Here is a 20820-nt window from a genome sequence, read left to right on the forward strand (position 1 = left end):
TTGCCGTTGTCCGTGCGGATCACCTGCGGCAAGCCGCGGCGGATGGCGAGCCGATCCAGCACACGCGTCACGCCATGGCCCGCTATGAGGGTCGGCAGGGAATCGTTACGTACAGGGCCAAAAGCCACCTAAGCGATTGAAACGCAATGATAATCACCTTGTCCCGGTAGCGGATCTCCCCATCTATGGGGCGTGCTCAAGGACTTTGGCGGTATAGCTCAGCGGCGCTACTTCCCTTTCAAGATCCAAGTGGTAATCGCCGAAGCGATTGATGTGGCTGGTCCGATAAGGCGACAGGCCGGCCAGGATCTCGGGCGTCAGTTCAATCCCCTCCTTCCGCATCTCAGCCAAGGTCCGGCTCATGCCTTCTACGTTGTGGAGGATGATCATGTTGGCGACCAGCTGGCTGTACTTGATGATCTTGCGCTGCTCGTGTTGGACGTTCTCAGCAATGATCCCCTGGCTGCCAAAGAACACCCATTTTACGAAGCCGTTGTACTCCTCGCTCTTGTTGGTCGCAGCATGGATCGTTTTCCGAATCTCGTTGTCATCGATGTAGCGCAGCAAGAACAGCGTTCGGACGGCCTTGCCAAGTTCCCGGAAGGCGAAGTACAGCTTGTTCTTCCGGCTGTAGGTGCCCAGCCGGCGCAGGATCGAGGACGCGGTGATCTTCCCCAAACGGATTGAGATCACGACCCGCAGCATGTCGTGGAGATGGGTCGCGATCAGTTGCCAGTCGATGCTGTCTCCGAACAATGCCTGGATGTTCTTATAGGTTCTGCCAGGTTCGGGCCGGAAGAATGTCAGATCCTTGATGTTTCGTATCCTGGGCATCAGCTGGATGCCCAGCATGTGGGCCAAACCGAAGACCGGGTAGCTTTGGGCCTGCGTGTCGCCATGGACGATCTCAGGCTGGATGTCGGAAGTGTTGGCCAGCAGGCCGTCGAGGATGTAGATGCCCTCGTGCACGCCACAGGGAATGAAGTGGCTGAACAGTGCCACGTATTTGTCGGACACGTGGTAGTAGCCAATGCCGCCGTAGCCGCCGTAGCGGATGTGGTACTCCGACAACAGGTTGTCCTCGTAGACGCTCCATTTGGTGCCATCTGCGGAGGCGCTCTTCCCGCTGCCCCAATAGCCCGGCAGGTCGAATTTGTTGTAGGTATTGATGACCTCCACGATGGCCTTCTCAAGCACATCCTCGGTCACGTATTTCAGGTTCAGCCAAGCAACCTGGCGCCGGCTGAAGCCCTTGATCGACCGCGCCGTCTGCGTCGGCCCCAGGTTGCAGCCATAGCAAAACAGCGTGGTGATCACCCGTCGAGGGAGATCTTCAACCTGGCTCTCGGTGCCGGCGATCGGACGGAAGAATCGGTGCAGATCCAGCCATCGGCTGGCGTCGATCAGGACATCGACGATGCTGGATTCCGGGAGCCGTTCGGCGATGAGGCGATCCACGGTGGTAATCGCGCTGGAGACTTCGGCGCGTTGCCCCTTCCGCAGCACCAGGCGCCCCTCCAGGATGTCCGCATGCACGTTCTCCGGGAAACGCGCGTCGACCTCGTCGGCCAGGGAGGTCAATTGTGCGCGTAACCCTGCCACGAACGACTCGGCGTCGGTGGGCAGGCCTGACACCTGACCATAGGCTTCCAGCTCCTGGGCCAAGGTGGCTTCATCGACCAGCTGCTCGCGGTAGTCATCAAACCGTTCGCTGCTGGGAATGAAGAGATCTCCGGACTTCAGCTCGTCTTTGACCTGCACCAGCACGGCCAGCTCGAAGTACTTACGGTGCATCCAGCCGGCGCCTGCCGCGCTGGCCCGCTTGCCAAACACGTGCTGACGCCAGAGCTTGGACATCCAGTCAAAATCCTTCTCCGGGTCCAGGCCGAGGGAAGCAACCTCGATCAACTCACGCCGTTGGTTGCGCAGTGACAGCACGGCCGCGATCAACGGCTCCATGCCGGCGTCGTGGCTGGTTGCCCGTAGATTCATCAGCTCCAGCCCATTGAACAGCAGCGGCCTGACCGCGCCGTAGGGCTGCAGCATGAAAGGCAGGTAGTTTTTCCCTGCATAGGCCATATGTTCTTCGCATTCGGCCAGCAAGGTCGATACTTCCGCTTCCAGGCTGTTGTCGATGGCATCCACGCGCTGACTATCGCTGCCGTCGAGCTGATAGGCCTGCAGGATTTCCTTGAGCTGGCCGATGAGGAAGTCGGCCCGCTTGGCATGTTCGAGCTGGTAGGCCAGCAGCTTCTGCTGGGCCGTGTTCTCCAGCCCGCGCACCTGCTTGATGAACAACTCGGCTGCATCATCCAGCGTCTTGGCATGCTGGGCGCGAATGAAGATGGTGGCCAGCGCATAGCGCTTGTCCGGAGCCAATTCGGCCAGCTCGCTGGCGTCATAGGCCCGAGCCATTGCACGGAATTGCTTGAGCTTGGGCACCGGCACATCGATGGGAGGCAGCTGGTCGGCCAGCTGCTGCAGCATGCGGATGTGCTGCAGATAAAAACGAACTTCCTTGTTGGTCGGCCGGCCAGGCTCGCGCTTGAGTGAGTGCCAGCCAGTAAATCTGGAGCCTTCCGGTGCGCGCAGCAATTCGTCAATGAGCGTGCGCGTTGCGGGCGTCAGCGCGTGACTGATGCTGCGGTAGTACCCCAGATTGACCCTCTCACGCGCGCCAATGGCGGCCAGCTCCAGGGTGCGGAAGCCTGGCAGTTCGTAGCGGTGGTGCACCAGCTCTTCGAGCAGGACGTTCACGATGTCCGGGATGGTGTGCTTGGTCTGGGCTGCTCCGGTGGCCACCGTGTCCAGCCAGGCCAAGCCTGATTTGTCCAAGGGACGTACCCCAATGAACTTCCGAAGCTGCGGCATATGCCGGCGCTGGCTGCCGGAGGCGTCGTAGCGTTCGAGCTGGTCGGTGTCCAATACGCGCCCGAGTCGGGCGGCCTTGGCGATGTGCTTCCGGATCCGCTCGGGCACTTCGGCCAACACCGTGAAGTAACCCAGGCGCTGGAAGAGCTTGAGATGAATCAGTACCGCCAGCTGCGGTCCCGGCTGGGTGGTCAGCTGCTTGGCGAATGCAATCTCAGCGGCGGTCGGAGTGTAGATCTCCTCCAGTTCCTTGGCGGTGGGATCAGGCTTCAGTCGCGGGTAGGCGGTCTCGTGAAGGGTAGCCATTGGATCCGAAGGTTATGAGGGGATCAATCCCAGTGCCGGCCATCGTCTGTATTGAGAGACGCTTCCAGGAAACACTGGTGCGTATCGGCCATGCGGTGCATGTCATCGAGCAACGTGGCCAGGATTTCATCCAGATCCCGGTCGGGATCGGTGGGAGCTGTCAACCGGTACTCGCTGCTGGCGGTGTTCAGCCGCACAGCCTGGAACGGGGCCAAGCAGATCTCTTCGATTCGCCCCCGGGCCTTGGCCGCGCCGCGGCCGGCGCGGGCAAACGGGGTCAGCACCATGCGCAGGCGCAGCTGCAGGGCAGATTTTCCCTCGGGCGCCGGCAGCGCCATCGTCGGAGCTGGCGAGGTTGGGCTGGGCAGGCTCGCTTCAATGCGATCCCGGGCGAACGGGTCACGCCCGTCCAGATAACGCATGGCCGACTGCACATCGCGCCAGCCCACGTACTCCATCAGCGCCTTCATGTCCCAGCCTTGGTCGTTGGCCCAGCTGGCAAAGCCGCGGCGCAGCGAATGGCTGCTGTGGAGCCCAGCATCGGCAAAACCAGCACTGGCCAGCAACTCACGCAGCAGGCGCACCAAGCTGTTGGGATGCAGGCCTTCGGCGCTCACCTGGCCCCATTGGCTGACCGCCCGAAATACCGGCCCTTCTTGCAGGCCGGCCGCCTGCAGCCACACCTGGGTCGCCTCCACCGGACACAATCGCGACAACGCCGGCACCTTGTAGGTGACGCCGGCCGCCTGCCGATCGCCCTTGCTGCGCGGAAGGAAGCAGGTCATCCCCTGTCCCGGCACCAGCGTGAGATGGGCCACGTCCAGACGCAGCAGTTCATCGCCGCGGAAGCCACGCCAGAATCCGAGCAGCACCAACGCTCGGTCCCGTTGGTGGCGCAGCGCCGCCGCTCCGTCGCCCCGCGCCTGTGCCGCAGCGATCGCTGCAGCCAACCAGTCATCGAGTTCGACCAGCCGCCGAATCTGGAGCGGCGCGGCTTGCTTGACCTGGCCCGGGTGCAGGGTTTTGATGCCTTTGAGCACCTTGCGCACCAGCGGCGACCGGGTCGGGTCGACAAAGCCGTGGTCGCGGTGCCAGGAGGCAATGGCGGCCAGCCGGTGGCGAAGGGTGCTGGTGGCCAAGGTCTGCGCATAGGCGGCCAGGTACCGCGCCACGCTGTCAGGTGTGGCTGGGAGGTGGCCTTGCCACTCAACCTCAAAGTGCCGCAGCGCCGACGCATAGCTGCGCACCGTGTTCTGGCGCGTGGCCGCATCGAGGTAGCGGTCCAGTTCGGTCACTGGCGCGTGGCCTCCACCGAGGCCGGCTGTCGCAGCGTTGACAGGATGGTGCATTCTGCCCGCTGACCGCCGTGGCAACTGGCAATCACCCGTTCCAGCTCGCTGGCCATGCGCTGAAGGTCAGCCATGCGCGCCCGCACGTCGGTCAGATGGCTGCGGGCCAGCCGATCCACGTCCCCGCACGAAAGCTCCTCATCGCCGGCCAGCTGCAGCAGGCTGCGGACCTCTTCCAGACTGAAACCCAGATCCCGGCCACGCGCAATGAAGCGCAGCCGCTCGATGTCGGCCGGGCCATAGACCCGGTACCCATTGCCTGAGCGCCCAGGGCGCGGCAATAGGCCGATCCGCTCGTAATAGCGGATGGTCTCCAGATGGCACCCGCTGGCGTCGGCAGCCTCACTGATTTTCATTCGTAGTACGCTTGACTCCGTAGTAGCTACGGACTTTACCCTCACCGGCTGTGTCATGCCAGCGGCCCGCCCGGGCCCGGCTTCCCTGCGAATGGAGATGTTCCGATGAGTGATTGCGGCTGCCACCACGAGGCTAAGAACGCGCAGGAGCGGCGCGTCCTCTGGATCGCCCTGGCGTTGAACGCGGCGATGGCCGTGATCGGCGGCATCGCCGGCTGGGTTGCTCATTCCACTGGCCTACTGGCCGACGCTCTGGACATGCTGTCCGATGCCACCGCCTATGCCATTGGCTTGGTCGCTATCGGGCGCACGGCGCGCTTCAAGGCCAATGCCGCGTGGGTCAGCGGCAGCGTGCTGCTTGTGCTGGGTGTGGGCGTGTTGGTCGAGGTCGGCCGCCGCGTAATGTTCGGTGCCGAGCCGGTCAGCGGCTGGATGATTGGCACCGCCCTGCTGTCGCTGGTGGTAAACGTGACGGTACTGCGCATGCTGGCGCCGCTGAAGTCCGGCGAGGTGCATCTGCGGGCGACCTGGCTGTTCACCCGGGCTGATGTGGTCGCCAATGTTGGCGTAATCCTGGCGGGCCTCCTGGTGTGGTGGCTGGCCAGCCCGTACCCAGATTTCGTGATCGGCGCCCTGATCGGCCTGTATGTGATCAAGGAAGCCTTCGAGATCTTGGGTGATGCCCGCCGGGCACGTGCCGACGCGCGCAAGACGGCTGCATGACCAGGCTTGGCCGGCTGGGTTCTGGCCTGCGCTGGCTCCTGCTGGCGCACTTGGCCGTGGGCCTGGTGGCGCAGCCGGTGCTGGCACTGGTCGGCGAGCTGCATGCCCAGACCCATCTGGCCGCTGCCGACCGTGGCCCGGCAGTGGCGCCACCAGCTGCCGAGCGTGGCGTAGACGTCGCCCTGCATCGGCTTCAGCAGCTGGTGCTGTGTTGCAGCCAAGCCGCGCCGGCCCCTGAGATCCTGCTGGCCGTGGCGGACATCGGCCGGTATTTGCACGCGCTGGACGCCGATACGCCCCGGTATCCGCCCGCGCACCTGATCGCGCCGTTCCGACCGCCGATCGCAGGGTGAGGTCGGCTGGCATGCGCCGGCGCCCTGTCGATATCGAGAACCTTCGGAGTACTTCCATGCATGTGCGATTGGCGGCTATAGCCGCATGGCTGCTGTTGGGCGGCGCGGTGACGACGCCGGCGGCGGCGGCCGAATTGATGACTTTGGACGACGCGTTCGCGCGTGTGGCCCAAACCCACCCCGAGCTGCGCCTGGTCGATGCGCGGGCCACCGTGCTCGCTGCCGAGCGCGATCAGGCCATGCAGCGCCCACCGTGGACGGTCGGTGCCGAGGTCGAAAATGCATTGGGCACGGGCGTGGCCCGTGGTCTGGACAGCGCCGAGCTGACCTTGAGCCTGAGCTCGGTCCTGGAGCGCGGCGGCAAGCTCGATGCGCGCCGAACCCTGGCCCAAAGCCGGATTGATGCGCTGGCCGTGCACCGGGAGACCGGCCGGCTGGACCTGCTCGCCGAGACGGCGCAGCGCTATCTGGCCGTCGTTGGCGCCGACCGTCAACGCCGGCTGGCGGACGTGGATGTCGGCCAGCGCCAGCGGACCGTGGCGGCCGCCCGGCAGCGCCTGCAGGCCGGTGCTTCGCCCGAATCGGTGGTACTCACCGCGCAGGCAGCGCTGGCGCGGGCCGAGCTGACCCGTGATCGGGCCGATCAGCAGCGAATCGCCGCTCGTCAGCATCTGGCCGCACTGTGGGGCGAACGTGCTCCCAGCTTCGAGGTGGCCGCGGCCGATCCCAGGGTCTTGCCGGCGATCGCGTCCATGCAGACGTTGGCCGAGGAGCTGGAGCGGACTCCGGAACTGGCGCAGTTTGCCGACGCCCGTCGGATCGCGCAGGCACGACTGCAGCTGGCGCGTTCGGCGGCCTCGTCGGACCTGTCCTGGCAGCTCGGTGTGCGCCGCCTGCAGGAGTCCGACGACACCGCGCTGGTGGCCAGCCTGTCCATGCCGCTGGGCAGCCGCAGCCGCGCACAGCCGGAGATTCGCGCCGGCGAAGCCGAGCTGGAGGTCCTGACGATCGAGCGCGAGGCCAAGGGCCTGTCGCTGTACTCCACGCTGGTCGAGGCCCATGGCCGTTACACCGTGGCGCAGGCCGAAGTGGCGCGGCTGCAAGGAGACGTACTGCCGAAGCTGGCCCGGGCCGAGCAGGCTGCCGAGCGCGCCTATCGCGCCGGCGCGATCAGCTATCTGGAATGGGCACAGCTGCAGTCCGAACGCACGGCCATGGCCCAGCAGCAGCTGGACGTGGCGCTCGATGCGCAGCGCGCCCTGATCGAAATTCAACGACTGACCGGCCAGGCGCTTGTCACGCCGCCGGCGGCCGCTTCCACCGGAGAGACCCCATGAATCGCTTTTCCTGGACCGCACTGGGCATGGCCCTGATGCTGGCCGCCTGCAACGCGTCGACCCCCAACGAAGCCTCCGAGGGCGGCGCCGCCGCTGAGGGCGAAGAGCACGGCGAGCACGAGGAAGCGCCGCTGGAAACCAAGATTGCCGCCAAAGCTGCGCAGGCGGCGGGTATCCAGGTCGCGCCGGCGGGTCCAGGTGAGATTGCTGACGAGCATGAGGTGCAAGGGCTGCTGACCCCGATCGATGGGCGCATCGCGCAGGTCACTGCACGCTTCCCCGGACCGGTCCGTTCTGTGCGAGCGGGCGTGGGTGATCAGGTGCGTGCCGGCCAGGCACTGGCCACCGTGGAGAGCAACCTGAGCCTGACTACCTACACCGTCACCGCGCCGATCAGTGGCGTGGTCATGGCGCGTACGGCCGCTGTGGGCATGGCAGCCGCTGAGGGCGCGCCGCTGTTCGAGGTCGCCGACCTGTCCTCGCTGTGGGTGGACCTGCACATCTTCGGCGCCGACGCCCAGCACATCGGTGCCGGCGTACCGGTGACGGTCACCCGCTTGAGCGATGACGTCACGGCGCAAACCACGCTGGAGCGCGTCCTGCCCGGCACCGCCACCGCCAGCCAAAGCACCATTGCGCGCGCCACCGTGGCCAACACCGATGGCCTGTGGCGGCCGGGTTCGGCGGTCAAGGCGCGGGTCACGGTGGATCGCCAATCGGCGGCGCTGGTGGTGCCGATCACTGCGCTGCAGACCGCAGAGGACCAGGACGTGGTCTACGTGCAGCAGGGCGAGACCTACCACACCCGGCCGGTGAAGCTGGGGCGCCGCGACGCCGAACGCGCCGAAGTGCTGGAAGGGCTCAAGGCCGGTGAACAGGTGGTGGTGGCTCAGAGCTTCCTGATCAAGGCCGACATCGAAAAGTCCACCGTGGAAGAGGAATGAGGCCCGCCATGCTCGAACGCCTCATTGGGCTGTCCATCCGCCACCGCTGGTTGACGCTGGTGCTCACCGCTGCGCTGGTTGCGCTGGGCGTGTGGAGCTACCGTCACCTCTCCATCGACGCCACGCCGGACATCACCAATGTCCAGGTCCAGATCAACACCCAGGCCCCTGGCTACTCGCCGCTGGAGGCCGAGCAACGGGTGACCTTCGCCATCGAAACGGCCATGGCCGGCCTGCCCAAGCTGGACTACAGCCGCTCGCTGTCACGCTACGGGCTTTCGCAGGTCACCGTCGTCTTCAAGGACGGCACCGACCTGTACTTTGCCCGCCAGCAGGTCGCCGAGCGCCTGCAGCAGATCGCCTCCCAGCTTCCCGAAGGGTTGGACCCGGAAATGGGGCCCATCTCCACCGGCCTGGGCGAGATCTTCATGTATACCGTGGAGGCCGAGCCCAACGCTCGCAAGCCCGACGGCACGCCGTACACGGCCACGGACCTGCGCACCCTGCAGGACTGGGTGATCCGGCCGCAGCTGCGCACTACCGCTGGCGTCACCGAGGTCAACACCATCGGCGGCTTTGAGCGGCAGATCCACATCACCCCCGACCCGGCCCAGCTGGTGGCGCTGGGATTCACGTTGAACGACGTGGTCGCCGCGGTCATGCGCAATAACCAGAACATCGGCGCCGGCTACATCGAACGCAACGGCCAGCAGTTCCTGGTGCGCGTGCCCGGCCAGCTGGCCAATCTGGAGGCGATCGGCAACATCGTGCTGGACCGGCGCGATGGCGTGCCGATTCGGGTGCGCGACGTCGCTAGCGTGGGCGAAGGCAAGGAGCTGCGCACGGGCGCGGCCACCCAGAATGGCCACGAGGTCGTGGTCGGTACCGCCTTCATGTTGTTCGGCGCCAACAGCCGGGAAGTCTCCCAGGCGGCCGCGGCCAAGCTGGACGCCGCCAACGCCAGCTTGCCCCCGGGCGTGCATGCCAAGGCCGTCTATGACCGCACCGCGCTGGTGGACCGCACCATCGGCACGGTATCCAAGAACCTGATCGAGGGCGCGCTGCTGGTGGTGGTGGTGCTGTTCCTGCTGTTGGGCAATGTGCGCGCCTCGTTGATCACCGCGGCGGTGATCCCGTTGGCGATGCTGTTCACCATCATCGGTATGGTGCGTGGCGGCGTATCGGGCAACCTGATGAGTCTGGGTGCGCTGGACTTCGGCCTGATCGTGGACGGGGCGGTGATCATCATCGAGAACTGTCTGCGCCGGTTCGGGGAGGCGCAGCACGCGCTGGGCCGCCAGCTCAACGATGAAGAGCGCTATGACCTGACCGCCTCGGCCACCGCCGAGGTGATCCGTCCCAGCCTGTTTGGCCTGGGCATCATCGCGGCGGTCTACCTGCCGATTTTCGCGCTGTCCGGGGTGGAAGGAAAAATGTTCCACCCGATGGCGATCACGGTGGTGCTGGCCCTGACCGGTGCCATGGTGTTGTCGCTGACCTTCGTGCCGGCAGCGATCGCCACCTTCCTGCGCGGCCGCGTGGCTGAGCACGACAACCGCCTGATGCGCTGGTCGCGCGCCCGCTACACCCCGCTGTTGGATTGGGCGCTGCGGCGCCGTGTCGTGGTGCTGGCAGGCGCGGCCGTGCTGGTGGTGGGCTGTGGCGTGCTGGCCACCCGCTTGGGCTCGGAGTTCGTGCCGAGCCTGGATGAGGGCGACATCACCTTGCAGCCCATGCGTATTCCCGGCACCAGCTTGGAGCAGTCGGTGGCCATGCAGGAAACGCTGGAGAAGCGCTTGGCCCAGTTCCCGGAAGTGGCCAACATCTTCTCCAAAATCGGCACCGCCGAGGTGGCCACCGACCCGATGCCGCCGTCGATGGCCGACACCTTCCTGATGCTCAAGCCCCGCGACCAGTGGCCCGACCCGCGCAAGCCCAAGGCCGAGTTGGTGGAAGAGCTGGAGGCGGCTGCCAAGGAAATTCCGGGCAGCAATTACGAGTTCACCCAGCCCATCCAGATGCGCACCAACGAGCTAATCTCCGGCGTCCGCTCGGACGTGGCGGTCAAGGTTTACGGTGACAACCTCGACCAGCTGACCCGTCTGGCCAGCCGGGTCGAGCGGGTCATGCGCAGCGTCCCCGGCGCCGAGGACGTCAAGGCCGAGCAGGTCTCCGGCCTGCCATTGCTCACCATCACGCCAGATCCGGCGGCATTGGCACGGTATGGCCTGAATCCGGGCGACGTGCAGGAAACGGTGGCCACCGCCATTGGGGGCAGTGTCGCCGGCCAGCTGATCGAGGGCGACCGCCGCTTCGACTTGGTCGTGCGCCTGCCCGAATCGCAGCGCCAAGACCCGGCTGTACTGGCAGATCTGCCCATTCCACTGCCGGAAAGCGCCAGCGTGGACGAGTCCAGCCGCCTGGCCACCGGCGCCAATGGTGGCCCTCGTACGGTGCCGCTGCGGGAAGTGGCGAAGATCCAGGTGGAACGCGGGCCCAATCAGATCAATCGCGAAAACGGTAAGCGGCGCGTGGTGATCACCGCCAACGTACGCGAGCGCGATCTGGGTGGGTTCGTCGGCGAGCTGCGCACGCGCATCGGCCAGGATGTCACGCTTCCTGAGGGCTACTGGATCGACTACGGCGGCACATTCGAGCAGCTGATCTCGGCCACCCAACGCCTGGGGGTGGTCGTTCCGGTGACACTGGCGTTGATCTTCGCCCTGCTGTTCATGGCCTTTGGTTCGGCCAAGGATGCGACCATCGTGTTCAGTGGTGTGCCACTGGCGCTGACCGGCGGTGTGCTGGCACTGGCTCTGCGCGGGATTCCCCTGTCGATCTCGGCCGGCGTGGGCTTCATCGCACTGTCGGGCGTGGCCGTACTCAACGGCCTGGTCATGATCGCCTTCATCCGCCGTCTGCGCGAACAGGGCGATCTTCTGGACGACGCTGTCCGGGACGGCGCCCTTGGACGCCTGCGGCCGGTGCTGATGACCGCCCTGGTGGCCTCGCTCGGGTTCCTGCCCATGGCCTTGAATGTCGGCGCCGGCTCGGAGGTGCAGCGCCCGCTGGCCACTGTCGTCATCGGGGGGATTGTGTCATCCACCGCATTGACCTTGTTGGTGCTGCCGGTGCTCTATCGTTGGCTGCATCGCGACCGAGCTCCCCGCGGCGATCGCACTGCCTTGGAGTCCTCGAAATCATGAACGAGATCAACCTGGAACAGGTCCGCGCGGCGATGTTTACCGACCCGGGTGTGAAGGCGGTAGACGACCTACGCCTGGTCCCCGGCAAAGAAGATGGCCGTGCGATCGCGGCCACCATCACCGTCGCTGCCCCCTCAGTTGACTTGGACTTGGTGCACGCGGTGACCGCCCGCGTGCTGGCCGACCAATTCGGCATCGATCAGGTCATGCTGTGCTTCAACGATCCGGGTCCGGTGCCGCCGCCCCCCACCGCGGCACCCTTGAAGAAGATGTGATGGCCTGCGGCCCTGTGCGCCGACAGGGTCATTGAGCGAGCGGCAGCCAAATCCAGAGAGCGACGAGCGTGGCCAACAGGACCGGGGGCGTGAGGATTAGCCCTACCTTCATGTACTGTCCCCACGTGATCCGTTGGCCCTTGCCGGCGAGGACGTGCAGCCACAGCAGGGTCGCGAGCGACCCAATCGGAGTGAGCTTGGGGCCAAGGTCGTTGCCCACGACGTTGGCATAGATCATCAATTCGCGGGTGGCGGCCGGAAGATAGGCCCCATCGATGGCGAGCGCGCCCACCAGCGTCGCCGGCATGTTGTTCATGATCGAAGCGAGGCCCGCCACTGCGAAGCCGGTACCGATCGTGGCCACAAAGGTTCCCTGCGCCGCCAGCCACTCAAGCACCGCACTTGCCGCCTTTGTCAGCCAGGCGTTGCCAAGCCCATAAACCACCAGATACATGCCAACCGAGAACAGCACGATCTGCCAGGGCGCACCGCGCAGAATCTTGGTCAGGGCCATGGTTGCGCCTCGGCCGCCTGTCGCCCAGCGACCTGCAATTGCCATCAGCACCAGCGCAGCCACACCCGTCACCAAGGCGATCGGGACGCCTAGCGGCCCGGTTACGAAGTAGGCAACGAGCAGCAATGCGAGCAGGGGCAAACCGGCGCGGAAGACAGCCTTGTCGCGGATCGCTTGATGCGGCGCTTCAAGATCGTGGACCGGGTAGGTGCGAGGAATGTCGCGGCGGAACCAGAGCCACAGAACGATCAGCGTGGCGCCGACCGACACCAAATTCACCGGCACCATGACCGCTGCGTAGCGCCCGAACGAGACGTCAAAGAAGTTCGCGGTGACGATGTTGACCAAGTTCGAGACAACGAGCGGCAGGCTGGCCGTATCAGCGATGAAACCGCATGCCACAGTGAACGCCAGCGCACTCGCAGGCGGGAAGTTCAAGCGCAACAGAATGGCAAGGACAATCGGCGTCAGCAGGAGAGCCGCGCCATCGTTGGCGAACACTGCCGCGATCGCAGCGCCCAGCAAGACAATCAGCGGAAAGAGTTTCCGACCACTGCCGCCGCCCCAGCGGGCCACGTGCAACGCCGCCCATGCGAAGAAGCCGGCCGCGTCGAGGATGAGCGAGATGATGATGAGTGCGACGAAGGTGAACGTCGCATCCCAGACAATCCCCCACACCGTGGCGACGTCACCCCACCCGACGACGCCGGTGGCCAATGCTACAGCGGCGCCGGCCAGTGCCGACCAACCGATACCGAACCCGCGCGGCTGCCAGATGACGAATATAAGAGTGACGATGAAAATCGCGAGGGCAAGCATGCAGCGCTCCGACAGGGGTTAGATGGAGCGCTGATTCACGCGCTTGGACAGTTCTTCGGCGCTCTCAACACGTTCGGAATAGCGATCGGTCAGGTACGCTGAGCGACCACGCACCAGCCAGGTGAACTTCACCAACTCCTCGCATACGTCAGCAACGCGCTGATAGTACGCAGACGGCTTCATGCGCCCGGCCTCATCAAATTCCTGGAATGCCTTGGCCACCGAGGACTGGTTCGGGATGGTGACCATGCGCATCCAACGGCCGAGTACGCGCAGCTGGTTTACTGCGTTGAAGCTCTGCGAGCCACCAGACACCTGCATCACCGCCAAGGTTTTGCCTTGTGTCGGGCGCTTGGCCCCGTCGGCCAGAGGAATCCAGTCGATCTGCGCCTTCATGATCCCGGTCATGGCACCGTGGCGTTCGGGGCTGACCCAGACCATGCCTTCGGACCAGTACGCAAGTTCGCGAAGCTCACTCACCTTCGGATGATCCGGGGTGGCTCCGTCAGGCAGTGGCAAATCATGCGGATCGAAGATTCGCACGTCACAGCCGTACCAGCGCAAGAGTCGGCCGGCTTCCTCTGCCAGCAGCCGGGAATAAGAGCGTTCCCGCAGCGAGCCATAGAGGATGAGGATCCGCGGTGGGTGCCTTGGGTCGCCGGGCCCAGCTAGTGCGTCAACGTCGATCGGTGCAAGTTGTGCTGCGTCGATGCTCGGCAGATCTACGGCAATGCGATCAATCACGTCGACGCCCCGGCTGCGGTCACGATTTCGCCGTCTTCCTTGGTGAAGGAGGACACCGGGTTGTCCAGCAGCGCGAGCACCTTTTCGGACGGTCGGCACAGCGCCACGCCCCGGTCGGAAACAACGATGGGACGGTTGATCAGGATCGGGTGCGCCATCATCGCGTCCACCAGTTGTTCGTTGGTGAGCGCGAGATTATCCAAGCCCAGCTCCGCGTACGGTGTTCCCTTCTGGCGCAGGAGCTCACGAGGGGACATGCCCATCGCGGCGAGCAGCTCGACCAGCTTCTCGCGCGTGGGCGGCGCCTGCAGGTACTCGATGACCACCGGGTCTTCACCTGACTGGCGCATCATTTCCAGGGTATTCCGAGACGTGCCGCAGGCCGGGTTGTGGTAGATCGTCAGCGTCATGATGATCCCTCAAGCCACGTCGGGTCGGGGCGACGTGGCGCCCTCGAACTGCCCGATGTCGCCTACCTGCGCCGTCAAGGTCGCCCGCGACAGCGTGTGGATCGGTAGCGCGACGAACGCCTTGATGCGGTTCTCCATGTACGCCAGCGCCTGCCGGAAGGCAGCGCGCTGCCACATGTCCCCGCGCGTTTCGTGGCTAGGGTCCTCGATGCCCCAGTGCCCGGTAACCGGCTGTCCTGGCCAGAACGGGCAGGCCTCGCCGGCGGCTTGGTCGCAGACGGTGAACACGAAATCCATGCGCGGGGCATCCGGCACTCCGAACTCGTCCCATGCCTTGGAGCGCAGGCCCTCGACTGGGTAGTCGGCCTGACGCAGCGTCTCGATTGCCAGAGGGTGGACCTCCCCCTTGGGGTGGCTGCCCGCGGAGAACGCATTGAAACGGCCATCGCCGATCTTGCGAAGGACGCTCTCGGCCAGGATCGAGCGGGCTGAATTACCGGTGCATAGGAACAGGACGTTAAAGGGCTGAGGAAAGCTCATGCGCAGGTCTCCACGGTACAAGGAATGACGAGGTTATTGAGGGGGCCGCAGATGTCCGGATTTCCGGAACAGCAGTCCTCGGTGAGAAATTCAAGAAGCTGACGCATGTCCTCGTAGCTGGCGGCGTACAGGACACGCCGCCCGTCGCGCCAAGAGCGCAGAAGGCTCGCCCGCTCCAGGGTCGCAAGGTGAAAGCTCATACGCGGTGGCGGAATCGCGAGCGCTTCGGCAATTTCACCCGAGGGCATTCCGTTGGGACCAGCGTGCACCAGCATCCTGAATGCGGCCAGACGGTCGGAGTGAGCAAGAGCAGACAGCGCTGAGACGGCAGAGGCATCGTTCATTCGCCGATTCTACAACGATCCTTGTAGGATGCAATCATGTGGGTGTTGCCGCCTATCAAGCCAATTATTTCTGGGCCCGGGAACCGCCAATGCCAAGAATTCCAACGCTTCTCTATGTGCTTGCGCTGGCAGGGACATAGAGCTGATGCCCCGGCAGCGTACACACGCCGGCGTACACAAATGCCACGCTTTGCCGTGCCCGGGTAAAGGCCACGTAGTATTTCGGTGGCGCAGTGATACGCGCCGCATCTGCGGTGCGCAGGTACTGCGTCAACGGCCCGTTGGGGAAGATTAGGACCCGGGGATAGGTGCGGCCCTTGCACTGCCCGAAGTTCACCGCAGGAAGTCCGTCGCAGGCTTGCCGCCGGTCATGCCGAAGCACGGTGGGGGCAAACTCCTGCATGTACGCAGCAACGTCCCCGGGAGCGACGAGGTAGATGCCGTCGTGCCCCGTGACCTCGCCATTGCCTGATTCGGTGCGGGGCATCTGCGGATAGAGCGTGTCGGCCATATCGCACAGGGCTTGGACGCAGCGCAGACTGATGAGACGGTGGTCGAGCTGGCATAAGCCGTCCGACTCCCAGATCTGGAACAACGCCGCCAGGTTCGGCCCGCGATATTGACTGTGCCTTTGCGCATAGTTCGTGGCATACGTAGCTTGGCGCGTATCACCTACCAACGTAATGGCGATAGCGCTCTTCAGCAGCAGCTCGACCAGATCCAGATCGTAGCCGGCGAGGTCCTGGACCTCGTCGATGTAAAGCTCGTCGTACATGGCCGCCAAGCGCGCCATCACTTGACCTTGGGTCAGCTCATCGCAGCGCACAGCAAAGTCGGCCGCCCGGTCGGAGTACATCCGGTTACCGGCCAAATAGTGTCGCGCGACCTGGGTGCGCGGGGCCCGGTTGTTGGTGAGACCTTCCACGAACAGGATGGTCTCGACCCGAGGCTCGGCGCAAAGTGCCGCCTGGTACGGACGGATGCACTCTCGGAGCAGGAAGCCATACCAGCTATGCAACGTGACATGCGCGGGGACCGCGCCGGCGTGGACCTCAAACGAGCGCCGGATCTCTTCTAGATTTTCCAACGTGTAGGTGACAATCGCGATGCGGCGCCCAGGTCGCTCCAAGGCCTGCCGGACCAGTAGCGTGGTTTTGCCCGAGCCTGCCGCTGAGAGCAGTACCCGGTTAGGCGATGGCACGCTGGACATAGTCCGGGAACCTGATCGAGTGAGGGCTGTTGAAGATCGCCAGGGCCGTATCGGTCTTATGGCCTTTCATGTACTTGAGCAGCGCCACCTCATCGGCGAAGGTCTTTCCCAGCACGGTGTTGAGCTCAGCCAGCGAATTGGCTTTGATCAGTTGCTCTTCCAGCGATGGGGCACTTTCGTCGGAGTCGTAGTAGATCGCGGTGAGGTGCTCTGCATAGCGTTCCTGCACAACGGCGATGTCGCCATCGTTGTCGGTGATCACCTTGGCCTGAATCTTCAGCCGATCCGCGATCTGCAAGAAGCGTTTGAATGCCAGCGATTTGACCGAGATGATGTCCACGCCATGGGCCATCGGCGCCACGCCGTGGTGGTCGCTGTAAGCACGCTGCACGATCAGCTCATCGGACGGTCCTTCCACAAGGATCGCCTGTTTGGCCAGGATCAGCCGCAGCGTGTCGTGACCAGGCAGCTTCATGAAATAGTCGTGGGTGTCGCTCGGCAGCTGGTCCAGCTTCATCTGGCCCTGCGCACTGAACAGGATCACGTTGTCCACGCCCAGCTTGTTCAACACGAAGCTACTGTGGGTGGCGATGATCACCTGTTGGGCGGTGGAGAGGGCTGCAATCTTGTCGATCAGCTGGGTCATGCTGGAGAAGGACAGATGATTCTCCGGCTCCTCGATCAGCAGCACGTGGGCCGCGCCCGCCGCGTGCATCGCCAGCTTCATCTTCACGGCGCTCTGTTCACCCTTGCCGGCCTGGGTGAAAGGTAGCTCATCCAAGTACGGTGACAAGCTGGTTTCCCACGTCGAACGCGGCGATGTGTCCACACCCACCGTCAGTGCTCGGTGGCTGATGTCCCCGGTGTGCTCGGTCAGGTAGGCATTGATGGCCGCAACATCCGCTTCTTCGGAAAAACTCTGCCGCATGCGGCGGAAGCTCAGCGACAGCGAGACGCGTTGGGCAGGCGTCAATGCCTGCTCGATGATGCCGGCGATATAGCGATCGGCACCGGACAAGGTCTTGATGCCGTGCGTGTCGATGATGGTCGAGTCGAACGGAATACTGCGGGCGGTGACGCCATTGTTGGCGAAGGAGTACCAGCGCACCGTGTAGTACTCCACCGGCAGGCTGACCGCGCCCTGGTGCTGCTGCAGGTAGGCGCTGAACTCATCGCGGTAGTCGTCGTTGAGCTCAACCAGCAACCGGATGCCGGCGGTGTCTTGGCGCAGCGAGTTGTTGGTGCCGCGCAACGAGGCCAGCGCGGCGTCGCCGCCCATATAGGCTTCGATGGAGATCCGCGGCGGCGATGCCGGCGTCCCTGCAGCAAGCGTCGCCAAGTACTCTCGCACCGTGGGCTGGTGAAACAGGTGAGGCGTTAGCTCGTAGGCAAGGTTGCGCCCATGCAACTGCCCGGTGACCACCGCGTGGATGGCCTCCAGCAGGGTGGACTTGCCCACCTCGTTGTCGCCCACCACCAAGTTCATGTGGGCGTTGAGCGGCAGGTCCAGATGCCGAAACGACTTGAAGTTGTCGATGACGATACGTTCGATCGGCATGCACAGTCCTTTGATGACCAACGGGCTCGGTGGCGGAGCCTGGCCGCACCCTGGCTGGCCTCCTTTCCGCTCTGGGCCATACTACCCAGCGATCGCCGGCCTTGGGCGGTTTCGTACTATTTGGGGCGCTAGGAAGGGCAAGAATCGGCCTTACGCGGGATAATTCAATATTATCCCGCTTGATGTTTGGGTCGCTGGCTCGGCCTTCTTTGGCGTTGAGTAGTACGTAATTACATGGTATGTAATACATTACGAAATAACCGGAGAGGACGCATGGCTCGGTCTGGCTTGTACAAAAGCGATGTGCAACGTGCCCGGGACAGCCTCCGGGCCGAAGGCAAGAACCCCTCGGTAGACGCCGTCCGCGTGGCGCTGGGCAACACGGGGTCCAAAACCACCATCCACCGCTACCTGAAGGAGCTGGAAGAGGAGGACGGGCAAGGCGTAGGCGCCAAGATTGCCGTCAGCGACGCCCTGCAGGACCTGGTGGCTCGTCTGGCCGAGCGGCTGCACGCCGAGGCCGAAACCGTGGTCGCTCAAGCGCAAGAGCGGTTCCAGGCCGAGCTGCACGAGCGCACCCAAGCCTTGGAGCAGGCCCGGCAGGACACCGGCAATCTCAGCGCGCAGCTTCAGCGCACCGAGACGCTGCTACAGACAGAACGCCAGGCGAGTGAAGTGGCCAGGGGCGAAGTGGCCAGCCGCACCACCGAACTGGCCCAGCTGGAGGAGCGCATTGCCGGCCTCACGGCGCGGCTGGCAGAGCACGAAAGCCACGCGCGCTCCCTGGAGCAGAAGCATGAGCATGCCAGGGAAGCCCTTGAGCACTACCGCACATCGGTCAAAGACCAGCGCGAGCAGGAGCAACGCCGGCACGAGCACCAAGTGCAGGAACTACAGGTCGGCCTGCGCCAGGCCAACGAGGCATTGACCGCCAAGAACCATGATCTTGTGCAGCTCAACCGGGAAAACGGCCAGTGGCTGGAGCGTCATACTCGACTGGAAAAGGAGGTGGCGCAGCTGCGTCAGACCATCCAGACGCAACAGGGCGAGCTCGATACGCTGCGCCTGACGGCGGCCGAACACCAGGCGGTGCAGGTGCGCTGGGGCCAAGACGCTCAGAGTTTGGACACCGCTCGGCAAGACCTCGCACAAGCCAGAACCGAGCTGGCCCAGGAGCGCGAACGACGCGAGCAGGCCGAGGCGGAAACGCTGCGCGCAACCGTGCGCCTGAGCACCTTGGAGCCGCTGTTGGCCCAGCTACAGCCGGCCAGTGCCGGCGGCAAAGGCGCCAAGCGGATCTCATCGGAAGAGACGCCGGCGCCATAGCCTGCGAAGAGAACACCCGGCGCAACGATCACAAGGAGCTTTGGCATGAGCGGAATAACCACCACACCCCCGGAAATCACCCGTGCCGTGCGGCGCCTGACCGAATCCGTCGTGCGCGGCGCAGAGCCGGTCTATCTTGATGTACAGCCGGAAGCCGACGCGATCGTGCACGAGTGCTTTCCCAACGTGCAGGCCAAGGTCGCGCGCGACGGTGGTCAGATGCTGTGCGGGTGGCAGCTGTGGGAATGGCCGCACGTGCTGGTTGAGGCAGAATTCCATGCCGTGTGGGTCAGTCCCGCAGGGGAAATGGTCGACATCACGCCAAAGCCTGAAGGTGAGACACGCATTCTCTTTGTGCCGGATCCGCGAAGACGCTACGAGGGCCTGGCCATCGACAACGTCCGCATGCCATTACGCGATGACCTGCTGATCAAGCACTTCATCCAGATGTCCGAAGCGATTGTCCAGGTGATGAACCGCGGCGAGCGATCATCCCAGTATGGCGAGGTCAGCGTGCCCGCCAATGAAATCCAGCCTCTTCTGCAGGCCAGAGACTTTCTGGGCCAGTCACTCGGTGCGGGATTGCGCGAGCATGCACCGTGCCTGTGCGGCAGCGGCAGCAAGTACAAGCGCTGTCATGGCGCGCAAGTAGAAGCATTCTTCCGTCGTTGACGGTGGTGCCCCTGGTCGGAATCGAACCGACGTGTACGCGCTTATCTGGCGCGTGCTCTCACCGGGGTATAAGGCCGGCGCTCTGACCAACATGAGCAACAGGGGCGTGATCGATCGATGCGATCACGCCGGTATTCGAGGGTCGAGCTGGCACAGGCGGTTCATGGGGCAAGCATACCGGGGATGGACGCCATGCCGCTATCCCCGGGCGCGGCGATAGGAGTGGGCCCACGCCGGAGCAGGGATGCGGTCGGTGGCCACCAGCCAAGCCATCCGCAAGGCCTGCGCGTCCACCAAGGCATGGTGGCGCCTGGCCCTATGTTCCGGATGGGCCGCGAACCAATCTTCCACCAGCAATCCCGGAAGGCCTTCCTTGGACATGCGCGTCATGACCGGGGCCGGCCGGGGGCCGCACGCAGCAACCTGGGCATCAGGGAGCTCAAACCCATCCAAGGCATACCGCAGCAGCTGAAGGTCGTTCGGGAAATCCGCCATCACCGCCGGCGCGTCGGCCTCGCTGAGGAAGGCGCGCAGCTCGGTCGTCAGGGCGGCATCCGGCAGGGCTGCGTCGCCGCGGTCTAGCAGCGGGTAGACGCTTTGACGAACGAAGTCGGTGGGAGCCTCGGGCAGGCTGGCTCGCTCAGCGTAGAAAAGGCGGTCTCCACCTTCGTTCACCAGCGCCAGACTCACCAGCTCGCTGCCCGTTACATCGGCCCACTCGGTGTCCAAGAAGTAGTACGTGGTGGCCATGATTGAATGGTGCCACAGCTTCCCGGGGAGGGCCGAGCCTGGACGTGCGGCCGAGGGTAGAATTCAGCGATCCATCAATCGGTTAGCGAAGATCTGGCCGTGTTCGTAACGATTCCCTGCCAACCCTCGCTATCGCGCGCTCCACCTCGATGGCGACCGCTTCGTGGGTTGCATCATCCACGATCACCAGACACTTGATCACCCGACCGTCGG

Annotated in this window: 19 protein-coding genes and 1 tRNA gene; 8 read left to right on the plus strand and 12 right to left on the minus strand. The window is 64.4% G+C overall.

All coding sequences use genetic code 11. From position 1 onward, the window contains the following. Positions 1 to 183 precede the first annotated feature (183 nt). Genes XcodCFBP4690_RS21085 through XcodCFBP4690_RS21095 form a run of 3 tightly spaced genes read right to left on the minus strand, consistent with a single transcriptional unit; the run spans position 184 to position 4882 of the window. Entirely contained in the window at positions 184 to 3177 is a 2994-nt protein-coding gene (locus XcodCFBP4690_RS21085; RefSeq protein WP_057681762.1) for a Tn3 family transposase, read from the minus strand. Between the two features lie 23 nt (positions 3178 to 3200). Beyond that, the gene (locus XcodCFBP4690_RS21090; protein ID WP_081029750.1) at positions 3201 to 4472 is read right to left on the minus strand and encodes a site-specific integrase; all 1272 of its coding nucleotides are present in this window, start codon (positions 4470 to 4472) and stop codon (positions 3201 to 3203) included. Then, positions 4469 to 4882, minus strand: a complete 414-nt coding sequence (locus XcodCFBP4690_RS21095; protein WP_014159616.1) for a MerR family transcriptional regulator — start codon at positions 4880 to 4882, stop codon at positions 4469 to 4471. The genes XcodCFBP4690_RS21090 and XcodCFBP4690_RS21095 overlap by 4 nt, the downstream gene beginning before the upstream one ends. A gap of 105 nt (positions 4883 to 4987) precedes the next feature. On the opposite strand from XcodCFBP4690_RS21095, the gene XcodCFBP4690_RS21100 reads away from it, so the two are divergent. From XcodCFBP4690_RS21100 to XcodCFBP4690_RS21125, 6 genes are read left to right on the plus strand one after another with little or no spacing between them, the layout of a single operon-like run. Continuing rightward, positions 4988 to 5605, plus strand: a complete 618-nt coding sequence (locus XcodCFBP4690_RS21100; protein WP_057681761.1) for a cation efflux transmembrane domain-containing protein — start codon at positions 4988 to 4990, stop codon at positions 5603 to 5605. After that, a complete protein-coding gene (locus tag XcodCFBP4690_RS21105; RefSeq protein WP_057681760.1) occupies positions 5602 to 5958 on the plus strand; it encodes a hypothetical protein in 357 nt (118 codons plus the stop codon). The genes XcodCFBP4690_RS21100 and XcodCFBP4690_RS21105 overlap by 4 nt, the downstream gene beginning before the upstream one ends. Before the next feature lie 56 nt (positions 5959 to 6014). Further along, positions 6015 to 7295: a TolC family protein gene (locus tag XcodCFBP4690_RS21110; protein ID WP_101364858.1), complete on the plus strand. Its 1281-nt coding sequence runs from the start codon at positions 6015 to 6017 to the stop codon at positions 7293 to 7295. Next, positions 7292 to 8239 carry an efflux RND transporter periplasmic adaptor subunit gene (locus XcodCFBP4690_RS21115; RefSeq protein ID WP_081029748.1) on the plus strand — a complete coding sequence of 316 codons (948 nt, stop codon included), beginning with the start codon at positions 7292 to 7294 and terminating at the stop codon, positions 8237 to 8239. Before XcodCFBP4690_RS21110 ends, XcodCFBP4690_RS21115 begins: the two co-directional genes overlap by 4 nt. A gap of 8 nt (positions 8240 to 8247) precedes the next feature. Then, on the plus strand, positions 8248 to 11445 hold the full coding sequence (locus tag XcodCFBP4690_RS21120) for an efflux RND transporter permease subunit (protein ID WP_101364859.1): 3198 nt from the start codon (positions 8248 to 8250) through the stop codon (positions 11443 to 11445). Then, a complete protein-coding gene (locus tag XcodCFBP4690_RS21125) occupies positions 11442 to 11720 on the plus strand; it encodes a hypothetical protein (protein ID WP_005996620.1) in 279 nt (92 codons plus the stop codon). Before XcodCFBP4690_RS21120 ends, XcodCFBP4690_RS21125 begins: the two co-directional genes overlap by 4 nt. Positions 11721 to 11748: 28 nt before the next feature. Here XcodCFBP4690_RS21125 and XcodCFBP4690_RS21130 read toward each other — a convergent pair whose 3' ends face one another. From XcodCFBP4690_RS21130 to XcodCFBP4690_RS21160, 7 genes are all read right to left on the minus strand, one after another. After that, entirely contained in the window at positions 11749 to 13053 is a 1305-nt protein-coding gene (locus tag XcodCFBP4690_RS21130; protein WP_057681757.1) for an arsenic transporter, read from the minus strand. Positions 13054 to 13071: 18 nt separating this feature from the next. After that, complete coding sequence (arsH, locus tag XcodCFBP4690_RS21135; RefSeq protein WP_057681756.1) at positions 13072 to 13797, minus strand: arsenical resistance protein ArsH; 726 nt, start codon at positions 13795 to 13797, stop codon at positions 13072 to 13074. Further along, positions 13794 to 14207 (minus strand): arsenate reductase (glutaredoxin), encoded by a 414-nt coding sequence (gene arsC / locus XcodCFBP4690_RS21140; protein ID WP_081029746.1) that lies wholly within the window; start codon positions 14205 to 14207, stop codon positions 13794 to 13796. The genes arsH and arsC overlap by 4 nt, the downstream gene beginning before the upstream one ends. Positions 14208 to 14216: 9 nt before the next feature. Further along, a complete protein-coding gene (locus tag XcodCFBP4690_RS21145; protein WP_057681754.1) occupies positions 14217 to 14747 on the minus strand; it encodes an arsenate reductase ArsC in 531 nt (176 codons plus the stop codon). Beyond that, a complete protein-coding gene (locus XcodCFBP4690_RS21150) occupies positions 14744 to 15091 on the minus strand; it encodes an ArsR/SmtB family transcription factor (RefSeq protein ID WP_104544174.1) in 348 nt (115 codons plus the stop codon). Before XcodCFBP4690_RS21150 ends, XcodCFBP4690_RS21145 begins: the two co-directional genes overlap by 4 nt. Positions 15092 to 15203: 112 nt before the next feature. Further along, entirely contained in the window at positions 15204 to 16301 is a 1098-nt protein-coding gene (locus XcodCFBP4690_RS21155; protein ID WP_057681752.1) for a UvrD-helicase domain-containing protein, read from the minus strand. Next, on the minus strand, positions 16279 to 17859 hold the full coding sequence (locus tag XcodCFBP4690_RS21160) for an ATP-dependent nuclease (RefSeq protein WP_057681751.1): 1581 nt from the start codon (positions 17857 to 17859) through the stop codon (positions 16279 to 16281). The genes XcodCFBP4690_RS21155 and XcodCFBP4690_RS21160 overlap by 23 nt, the downstream gene beginning before the upstream one ends. A gap of 273 nt (positions 17860 to 18132) precedes the next feature. Between XcodCFBP4690_RS21160 and XcodCFBP4690_RS21165 the strand changes: the two genes are divergently transcribed. After that, the gene (locus XcodCFBP4690_RS21165) at positions 18133 to 19185 is read left to right on the plus strand and encodes a DNA-binding protein (RefSeq protein WP_057681750.1); all 1053 of its coding nucleotides are present in this window, start codon (positions 18133 to 18135) and stop codon (positions 19183 to 19185) included. 45 nt (positions 19186 to 19230) lie between these two features. Further along, on the plus strand, positions 19231 to 19857 hold the full coding sequence (locus tag XcodCFBP4690_RS21170; RefSeq protein ID WP_081029745.1) for an SEC-C domain-containing protein: 627 nt from the start codon (positions 19231 to 19233) through the stop codon (positions 19855 to 19857). A 3-nt stretch (positions 19858 to 19860) separates the two neighbouring features. Here the strand turns inward: XcodCFBP4690_RS21170 and XcodCFBP4690_RS21175 are convergent. Then, positions 19861 to 19963, minus strand: a tRNA-Ile gene (locus tag XcodCFBP4690_RS21175). 92 nt (positions 19964 to 20055) lie between these two features. Beyond that, positions 20056 to 20607 (minus strand): 3'-5' exoribonuclease, encoded by a 552-nt coding sequence (locus tag XcodCFBP4690_RS21180; RefSeq protein WP_057681749.1) that lies wholly within the window; start codon positions 20605 to 20607, stop codon positions 20056 to 20058. Positions 20608 to 20820: the final 213 nt, after the last annotated feature.

This window comes from Xanthomonas codiaei (assembly GCF_002939785.1).
GTDB classification, from domain to species: Bacteria; Pseudomonadota; Gammaproteobacteria; order Xanthomonadales; family Xanthomonadaceae; genus Xanthomonas; species Xanthomonas codiaei.

Excerpts from the sequence above, each read along its gene's own strand:
- XcodCFBP4690_RS21085 (WP_057681762.1), bottom strand. The coding sequence starts at position 3,177 with ATGGCTACCCTTCACGAGACCGCCTACCCGCGACTGAAGCCTGATCCC.
- XcodCFBP4690_RS21095 (WP_014159616.1), bottom strand. The coding sequence starts at position 4,882 with ATGAAAATCAGTGAGGCTGCCGACGCCAGCGGGTGCCATCTGGAGACC.
- XcodCFBP4690_RS21100 (WP_057681761.1), top strand. The coding sequence starts at position 4,988 with ATGAGTGATTGCGGCTGCCACCACGAGGCTAAGAACGCGCAGGAGCGG.
- XcodCFBP4690_RS21105 (WP_057681760.1), top strand. The coding sequence starts at position 5,602 with ATGACCAGGCTTGGCCGGCTGGGTTCTGGCCTGCGCTGGCTCCTGCTG.
- XcodCFBP4690_RS21110 (WP_101364858.1), top strand. The coding sequence starts at position 6,015 with ATGCATGTGCGATTGGCGGCTATAGCCGCATGGCTGCTGTTGGGCGGC.
- XcodCFBP4690_RS21115 (WP_081029748.1), top strand. The coding sequence starts at position 7,292 with ATGAATCGCTTTTCCTGGACCGCACTGGGCATGGCCCTGATGCTGGCC.
- XcodCFBP4690_RS21120 (WP_101364859.1), top strand. The coding sequence starts at position 8,248 with ATGCTCGAACGCCTCATTGGGCTGTCCATCCGCCACCGCTGGTTGACG.
- XcodCFBP4690_RS21125 (WP_005996620.1), top strand. The coding sequence starts at position 11,442 with ATGAACGAGATCAACCTGGAACAGGTCCGCGCGGCGATGTTTACCGAC.
- XcodCFBP4690_RS21130 (WP_057681757.1), bottom strand. The coding sequence starts at position 13,053 with ATGCTTGCCCTCGCGATTTTCATCGTCACTCTTATATTCGTCATCTGG.
- arsC (WP_081029746.1), bottom strand. The coding sequence starts at position 14,207 with ATGACGCTGACGATCTACCACAACCCGGCCTGCGGCACGTCTCGGAAT.
- XcodCFBP4690_RS21145 (WP_057681754.1), bottom strand. The coding sequence starts at position 14,747 with ATGAGCTTTCCTCAGCCCTTTAACGTCCTGTTCCTATGCACCGGTAAT.
- XcodCFBP4690_RS21150 (WP_104544174.1), bottom strand. The coding sequence starts at position 15,091 with ATGAACGATGCCTCTGCCGTCTCAGCGCTGTCTGCTCTTGCTCACTCC.
- XcodCFBP4690_RS21155 (WP_057681752.1), bottom strand. The coding sequence starts at position 16,301 with ATGTCCAGCGTGCCATCGCCTAACCGGGTACTGCTCTCAGCGGCAGGC.
- XcodCFBP4690_RS21160 (WP_057681751.1), bottom strand. The coding sequence starts at position 17,859 with ATGCCGATCGAACGTATCGTCATCGACAACTTCAAGTCGTTTCGGCAT.
- XcodCFBP4690_RS21165 (WP_057681750.1), top strand. The coding sequence starts at position 18,133 with ATGGCTCGGTCTGGCTTGTACAAAAGCGATGTGCAACGTGCCCGGGAC.
- XcodCFBP4690_RS21170 (WP_081029745.1), top strand. The coding sequence starts at position 19,231 with ATGAGCGGAATAACCACCACACCCCCGGAAATCACCCGTGCCGTGCGG.
- XcodCFBP4690_RS21180 (WP_057681749.1), bottom strand. The coding sequence starts at position 20,607 with ATGGCCACCACGTACTACTTCTTGGACACCGAGTGGGCCGATGTAACG.